The sequence below is a fragment of the Pseudomonas sp. SDO5591_S426 genome, from assembly GCF_054070755.1.
In genome coordinates this window covers 1-1493 of sequence record NZ_JBSVXD010000392.1, presented here as the reverse complement: position 1 = coordinate 1493, position 1493 = coordinate 1, and the positions used below count along the sequence as shown (strand labels likewise).

Genomic DNA, 1493 nt, shown 5'->3' with positions numbered 1-1493 from the left:
GTGTAGGAGCTGCCGCAGGCTGCGATCTTTTGATCTTATGATCTATGCTGCCTTCTCGTTCCGGAGGGCCTTCGATGACTGATTTACTCACGTCCATTCAAGCCGCACTCGGCTTGCCGCACACGCCAATCCCGTTCACCGCCACTGGCGCCCTGCCCTCGGCGTTTGCCGTTACGGACCTTGCGTGCGCCAGCATTGCCGCCGCCGGTCAGGCGGTCAGCGAACTCCTTCTTCAACAAACAGGGCGCTTGCCCACCCTTGAAGTCGACCGACGCCTGGCCTCGTTCTGGTTCTCCAGTTCAATCCGCCCGGTAGGCTGGAACGTGCCGCCGCTGTGGGACCCGGTCGCCGGCGACTACGCCGCCAAGGATGGCTGGATACGCCTGCACACCAACGCCCCTCATCACCGTGCCGCCGCTGAATCCGTGCTGGGCGCCTGCGCCGACCGTGCCGCGATGGCCAGCAAAGTCGCGCAATGGGCCAAGACCGATCTGGAGCAAGCCGTGGTCGATGCCGGTGGTTGTGCCGCCGAAATGCGCACCTGGGAACAATGGCAGGCACATCCGCAAGGTCGGGCAGTCAATGCCGAGCCGCCGATTCAATTCGGTCATCACGGCAGCCATAACGGCACGCTGTGGCAAGGTTCGGTCGCGCAACCGCTGGCCGGGATCAAGGTGCTGGATTTGACCCGCGTGCTCGCCGGCCCCGTCGCCAGCCGTTTTCTCGCCGGTCTTGGCGCCGACGTTTTACGCATCGACCCGCCCACCTGGAACGAACCGGGCGTGGTGCCGGAAATGACCCTGGGCAAACGCTGCGCTCGCCTGGACCTGCACGAAAAGGACGACCGCGCATTGTTCGACAGCCTGCTCAAGGACGCCGACATCGTGCTTCACGGTTACCGCGCCGATGCGTTGGAGCGCTTGGGTTACGGAGTCACTGAACGACAAAAACTGGCCCCCGGTCTGATCGACGTTTGCCTCAATGCCTACGGCTGGAACGGCCCATGGCAAAACCGTCGTGGCTTCGACAGCCTGGTGCAGATGAGCAGCGGTATTGCGGACGCCGGCATGCAGTGGAAGCACGCGGACAAACCGACGCCGTTGCCGGTGCAAGCGCTCGATCACGCCACCGGATACTTGATGGCGGCCAGTGCGATCAGGTTGCTGACAGAACGCTTGAGCAGCGGCCAGGGTGGATCGGCACGATTGTCGTTGGCGCGTACGGCGAAGTTGTTGATCGAGCATGGTCGCGGTAGCGAAGAGTTGTTGCGGGTTGAGGATGACCGCGATCAGGGTATGCTGGTTGAGCAAACACCGTGGGGGCCTGCGCATCGCTTGCACGTACCGCTAAGGATCACCGGGACGCCGGTGCAGTGGACGCTGGCAGCCTCGGAGTTGGGTTCGCATCGTCCACAGTGGTGTTGAACTTCAGATCGCCTTCGCGGGCAAGCCCGCTCCCACATCTATGGATACCCCCATTTCTGCAATACTGTT

General features: G+C 62.8%; 1 protein-coding gene. It reads left to right on the top strand.

Going from position 1 to position 1493, the window contains the following annotated elements:
• The first annotated feature begins 74 nt into the window (after positions 1-74).
• Positions 75-1424 carry a CoA transferase gene (locus ACW9JC_RS30215; RefSeq protein ID WP_457459638.1) on the top strand — a complete coding sequence of 450 codons (1350 nt, stop codon included), beginning with the start codon at positions 75-77 and terminating at the stop codon, positions 1422-1424.
• Positions 1425-1493: the final 69 nt, after the last annotated feature.

Bases quoted from the DNA above. Each gene is read 5' to 3' on its own strand.
- ACW9JC_RS30215 (WP_457459638.1), top strand. From the start codon at position 75: ATGACTGATTTACTCACGTCCATTCAAGCCGCACTCGGCTTGCCGCAC.